Here is a 6,114-nt window from a genome sequence, read left to right as displayed (position 1 = left end):
GCCGCCCAAGCTCGACTTCCTCGGGCGTCGTGAAACTTGACACAAACCTACAGAAACCAGCGACCGAAGATCGCTAGGAGGGCTCAATGCCGCTGATGTACTCGATCCAGGGTTGGAGTGCTTCGGTCAGCACTCCAGATCCATTGGAGACGTCGTCGCCAAGGACGTGGACCGCGAATATGCGACGGCTGATGTAAAGTCCAGCGCCCGAGTCTCCAAGTCCGGGCACTCCGGATCCGTTGTACACATACTGAATGGCAGTGTCTCCCGATCCTATCCTCGGATCGTTGTACCGGTACCGGTTGACTCGCATGCTGGCGATCTGAAGCCGGGTCGCCGGGAGGTGGGTGCCAGGCGAGAGCTCGGGCTCAGTCCACCCCCAGCCACTGAGCGACACTTTGGCATTCAGTCCTGGAGATCCGATGCCGTAACCGACGACAACGTTTTGGTAGTTGGGTACGTTATTCCACAGATTCAGCAGGGCGGCGTCCAAGGAGGGATGCTTGTAAATGCCGGCTATGATCATTCGATGGCCCTCGCCTATGTGGCGGGATCCCGCATAGATCGAGCTGTTGTGGACGGTGGCCCCGCGGTCCTCGATGCAGTGTTTGGCGGTGAGAACCCAGTTGCCGCCAATCAGAGTGCCACTGCACGCAATATTTCCATTGACCCAGAACTGCACCTGGCCCCTGAGCTTACCGGCGTTCTTGCCGCCGATGATGGCGTTCGCATTCGGCGCTATCGTAGTACTGGTGACCATGAGCGCCATGAGGAGCCAAGTCAGTACCTTCACGCGGCGTAACATTCTTATCCAAATCCTCTCGGACACGCGGGTGGGGGGTTGGTTCGGCGATCGGAACGGCGCGCCGATACCGGACTGCGGGTACGCACAGGGGCGGCGGGGCCGCGGTGGCACTGTTGGGCAGAACGTGACCACGAATGTTTCGGGGGGACCTGCGTGGAGCGCCTCAAACGGTAAGTGACGGCTCAGCCGCACCCTCCGCATTCAGGCCTTCTGATCAAAAATCGGCGAGGTGCTCACTTTCCAGGCCATTTTCTGTCCAGTTCGACCTCGGGGCCTGTGACTCCTGAGGCCGTGCTCGATGTCGTCATGGTGGGGTGGGGATGAGCCTGGAGCCTGTGAGGCAACAGCCCGAAGCTTTCGAACCTGCGGCACGTCGCGGTTTTTTGTCGCTCGACTACAACCTTTGCGCGTTGGGCGGTTCCGTCGCCGGCCACCTTACGGGTAGGGACGGATCCAAAGGCTTTCTGTGGGCGCGCCTGCTCGCCGCTGGGCGCTTGTCATCGGGGGCCTGAGGCCGATGCGGCGGGCTACCAAACCCGCAGAACCGGGGCAGCATGTCCCCAGCCAGGCCCAGCGGGTACGGCGGACGGAGCGGCCCGCCGTACCTGCCCTGAACTGCACGGTGGCGATCCCCTCGGCCAACGCCGAGAGACGGTCTCAGACCTCGAGCACCACCGGGATGATCATCGGTCGACGCCGGTAGGTGTCGCTCACCCACCGCCCGACCGTGCGGCGGACCACCCGCCGGATCTCCTGCATGTCGACCACCCCGTCGGCGGCCTTGGCCTCCAGCGCCTTCTCGATCTGCGGGATGAACTCGTCGAACTGCGCCGGGTCGATTCCCGACCCACGCGCGTGGATCTCCGGGCCCGCCGTGAGCTTCCCGGTGTTCGAGTCGACCACGACGACGACCGAGATGAACCCTTCGTCACCGAGGATCCTGCGGTCCTTCAGCGAGGTGTCGGTGATCTCACCGACCGACGAGCCGTCGACGTAGACGTACCCGGCGTGGACCGCTCCGACGATCTTCGCTCGGCCGTCCAACAGGTCGACCACCACACCGTCCTCGGCGATGACGATGTGGTCCTCCGGCACGCCGGTGAGTGCGGCCAGCTTGGCGTGCGCCCGCAGGTGACGCCACTCGCCGTGCACCGGCATGAAGTTGGACGGACGCGTCAGGTTGAGGACATACAGCAGCTCGCCGGCGGCCGCGTGGCCGGAGACGTGCACCTTGGCGTTGCCCTTGTGCACGACACGGGCACCCCAGCGGGTCAGCCCGTTGATCACCTTGTTGACGGCCGTCTCGTTGCCGGGCACCAGCGACGAGGCCAGCAGCACGGTGTCACCGGGAGCGATGCGAATCGGGTGGTCGCGGTTCGCCATCCTCGACAGGGCCGCCATCGGCTCGCCCTGGGAGCCGGTGCAGATCAGCACCACGTCCTGTGGCGGCCACTCCTCGATGTCGCGCGAGTCGACGATCAACTCCGGCGGCACCTTGAGATAGCCGAGGTCACGGGCCACCCCCATGTTGCGCACCATCGAACGGCCGACCAGGGCGACCTTGCGGCCATGCCGGGCCGCGGCGTCCATGACCTGCTGGATGCGGTGCACGTGCGAAGCGAAACTGGCCACGATGACCCGCTGCTCCGAGGTTCGGATGACCTCGTCGATGACCGGCCCGATCTCGTGCTCACTGGTGACGAACCCCGGCACCTCGGAGTTGGTCGAGTCGGACATCAGCAGATCGACGCCCTCGCTGCCGAGCCTGGCGAACCCGCCCAGGTCGGTGAGACGACCGTCACTCGGCAACTGGTCCATCCGGAAGTCGCCAGTGTGCAGCACGATGCCGGCGGGTGTCCTGATGGCCACCGCCAGCGCGTCGGGGATCGAGTGGTTGACCGCCAGGAACTCACACTCGAACGGCCCGAACCTGTGCCGCTCGCCTTCGACAACCTCGATCTTGGTGGGCTGGATCCGGTGCTCGGTGAGCTTCGCCTCGATGAGGGCCAGCGTGAGCCTGGATCCGATGAGCGGGATGTCGCGCCGCTCGCGCAGAAGGTAGGGCACGGCACCGATGTGGTCTTCATGGGCGTGCGTGAGCACCAGGGCGTCGATGTCGTCGAGCCGGTCCCTGATGTACTCGAAATCGGGCAGGATCAGATCGACGCCCGGCTGATCCGGCTCGGGAAACAGAACGCCACAGTCGACGATCAGCAGCCGGCCTTCGTACTCGAAGACGGCCATGTTCCTGCCGATCTCCCCGAGACCGCCCAGCGCGACGATGCGCAGGCCGCCGTCCGCAAGCGGCGGAGGGGGGCCGAGCTCCGGATGAGGATGGCTCATACCTGCCCCCCATGGTCAAATCGTGTTCTCAAAACTCCCTATTCCTCCCCATTCCTATACGTCTGCCAACTTCACCCCGCCTGCTACCAGGCAGGCACGCAGCTCGGCGTTCTGCTTCTCGGTCGCGGCCACCAGCGGCAGCCGTACCGGTCCGACGGGCATGCCGACCATGCCCAGCGCAGCCTTCGCCATGATCGCGCCCCCCGCGCTCAACATGATCCCTTCGACCACGGGCGCCAGCTGGCGATGCACGGTGAGGGCCTGCGCGACATCGCCGGCACGGTGGAGCTCGATCATGCGGGCCAGCTCGGCGCCGACCACATGTCCCACGACGCTCACGAACCCGGCCGCGCCGACCGAGAGCCAGGGCAGGTTGAGCAGATCGTCACCCGAGTAGAACGCGAGGCCGGTCACCGTCATGACCTGGCTACCGGCGAACAGGTCGCCCTTGGCGTCCTTCACGGCCACGATGCGCTCGTGCTGCGCCAGCCGGATCAGGGTCGTGGACGTGATCGGCACGCCGCTTCGGCCCGGAATGTCATAGAGCATCACCGGCAGGTCCGTCGAGTCGGCCACGGCGGCGAAATGCTGATAGAGCCCTTCCTGCGGGGGCTTGTTGTAGTACGGCGTCACCACCAGCAGGCCGTGCGCTCCAGCCCGGGCCGCCGCCTTCGCGAGTTTGACACTGTGATGCGTGTCATTGGATCCGGCCCCCGCCACCACGCTCGCCCGATCCCCGACCGCCTCCAGCACGGTGCTGAGGATGCGTTCCTTCTCCTCGTCGGAGGTGGTCGGCGACTCGCCGGTCGTCCCACTCACGATCAGACCGTCGTTGCGCTGCTCGTCCACCAGGTAGCTGGCGAGCCGGCGTACGGCCGGGTAGTCGACCGCGCCGTCGGGGGTGAAGGGCGTGACCATCGCGGTCAGCATGCGGCCGAAGGGTGCGTCCGTGGTTCGAGTCGGCGGTGCCATAGTGCGAACGCTACCTGGATTCCCAAAAGCGGTGGACGCCGCCACCCCGTTTTGCCAGCCTGGGGCCACCCTTTGTCACGCCGTTCCATGCCATCTGAGGGCTTGTCCCGCCAGACCGGGACTATGGATCTTTACGGCATCTCTCGAGGGCACATTGGTAGAGGCCGCCGATATGTGCTCGGGGGTACACACATCGACGACCTCTACCGGTCCATCGCCACCCCTTACGTCTGCGTTACACGGTTTCTCTGATAATTTTGCCGGTCGCAAAGTTGGGGCTCCAAGCGTGCTCGATGACGGTCGGTTACTTGTCGAATACGGCAACATAGGGCAACGCCTCACACGAACCCCCAGGGATGGACTAGTGGCCACCTCAGATCCGGTCTACCTGCGTGTCGTCGAAGACATTCGGCGGCAGATCAACGACGGCACCCTTCCCCCCGGCGCGCCCATCCCCTCGCGGGCGCAGCTGACCCGCAAATATCAGGTCGGCGAGACCGCGGCCCGGCATGCCCTGCGCGTTCTCGCAGGCGAGGGCCTCATCATCGGCCGGGTGGGGTCGGGCCATTACGTCAGAGACCGTCCTGTCCTCGCTCCGCTGCACCGATGGCGGTTCCTTGATCATCCAGCGCCGTTCGCCGCCGACCTGCAGTCCCAGGGCAGGCGAGTGACATGGGACTGGCACAGCGAGCCCGTCGAGGCGGGTCCCGAGCTCGGCAGGCGGCTTCGGATCGACGCGTCCACCAGACTCACCCGGACGCACTACATCTTCCGCGGCGACGGCAAGCCGCTCCAACTCGCCACCTCGTACGAGCCCATGGACTTCGCCACCCATGGGGACGAGGAGCGACGGAGCCTGATCACCAGGATGTACGCGTTCGGAATCAAGATCACTGAGATCGTCGAGAGCGTACACACCCGGGTTCCCCGACCAGCGGAGATGGACGCCCTGCAGTTGGCGGCGGGTGTTCACGTTCTGCATGTCGAACGCACCCACTGGGCAGGCGACCGTCCGGTGGAGACGAGCGACATCGTGATCCCCGGTGATCGCTTCCGCGTCATGTACAGCATGCCCCTCTGAGGGCGACGCAGGGGCACCCGCTCCGGGCTGGCACCCGCCACCTCAGGCCCGGAGCGCACTTCCCCCACGGACCCGACGGGCCCGTCAGATAGCAGGCCAGGCCGCCAAGTGATCCGCGAGGCGGAGATTCCGTGGTGCCCCGCGCCACGGAACCGCTTGCGCCACCGCCAAGGCGCCCAGGCCTGACGCCGTACCGGTTCCTGCCCCCGACCGGCGGCCCAGATCCAGGCACGCCCTGCCATCATTTCGGCTGCCGTGCGCGTGATCTGGAAGCCGTACACCAAGATGCCATCATGAGTTCCCGACTCCTCCCCGGCGCCCCGACCATCCACCGGATCAAGGTCACGTTGGTCGGGTCCCGGCCCCCGATCTGGCGGCGGCTGGAGGTTCCGTCTGCGATCACGCTGCGAAACCTGCACGGGGTTCTGCAAGCCGCGTTCGGCTGGGAGGACTACCACATGTGGGTCTTCGAAAACCCTCTGGGCCGCTACGGCGTCACCGACGGCGAGCTGCGGATCGCCAGTGCCGCGGCCAAACGGCTCCACCAGGTCACCCCTGCGTCTGGAGATCGGCTTGGTTACACCTACGACTTCGGCGACGACTGGGAACACGCCATCCTTGTCGAGGCGGTCGCCCCAGCCGAGCCAGGCATCGCCTACCCACGCTGTCTCACCGGACGCCGCGCCTGCCCACCTGAAGACTGCGGCGGCATCTGGGGTTATGACCATCTGCTGGAGATTCTCGCCGACCCCGCCCATGAGGAGCACGAGGATCGGCTGGAATGGCTCGGCCTCGACTCAGCTGACGAGTTCGACCCGGCAGCCTTCGACCTGGCCGGCACGAACGCCACGCTGTCCCACATGGCAGCCGTACTCGTAACGCGCCAATGCAACAGAACACCGTGAGCCCGGCG

5 protein-coding genes are annotated in these 6,114 nt (G+C 65.7%); 2 read left to right on the top strand and 3 right to left on the bottom strand.

From position 1 onward, the window contains the following. Positions 1–73: 73 nt before the first annotated feature. The 3 genes from DQW85_RS09595 to dapA all read right to left on the bottom strand — a co-directional run bounded on the left by DQW85_RS09595 (position 74) and on the right by dapA (position 4,120). Positions 74–793 carry a trypsin-like serine protease gene (locus tag DQW85_RS09595; protein ID WP_162794863.1) on the bottom strand — a complete coding sequence of 240 codons (720 nt, stop codon included), beginning with the start codon at positions 791–793 and terminating at the stop codon, positions 74–76. A gap of 669 nt (positions 794–1,462) precedes the next feature. Further along, on the bottom strand, positions 1,463–3,148 hold the full coding sequence (locus tag DQW85_RS09590) for a ribonuclease J (protein WP_113700009.1): 1,686 nt from the start codon (positions 3,146–3,148) through the stop codon (positions 1,463–1,465). 54 nt (positions 3,149–3,202) lie between these two features. Continuing rightward, positions 3,203–4,120 (bottom strand): 4-hydroxy-tetrahydrodipicolinate synthase, encoded by a 918-nt coding sequence (gene dapA, locus DQW85_RS09585; protein WP_113700008.1) that lies wholly within the window; start codon positions 4,118–4,120, stop codon positions 3,203–3,205. A 364-nt stretch (positions 4,121–4,484) separates the two neighbouring features. Between dapA and DQW85_RS09580 the strand changes: the two genes are divergently transcribed. Next, a complete protein-coding gene (locus tag DQW85_RS09580) occupies positions 4,485–5,201 on the top strand; it encodes a GntR family transcriptional regulator (RefSeq protein ID WP_113700007.1) in 717 nt (238 codons plus the stop codon). A gap of 293 nt (positions 5,202–5,494) precedes the next feature. Next, positions 5,495–6,106: a plasmid pRiA4b ORF-3 family protein gene (locus tag DQW85_RS09575; protein ID WP_113700006.1), complete on the top strand. Its 612-nt coding sequence runs from the start codon at positions 5,495–5,497 to the stop codon at positions 6,104–6,106. Positions 6,107–6,114 lie beyond the last annotated feature (8 nt).

Source organism: Nonomuraea lactucae, from assembly GCF_003313395.1.
GTDB lineage: Bacteria > Actinomycetota > Actinomycetes > Streptosporangiales > Streptosporangiaceae > Nonomuraea > Nonomuraea lactucae.
The sequence above is the reverse complement of the archived record's forward strand: the minus strand, read 5'-3'. Positions and strand labels throughout refer to the sequence as shown.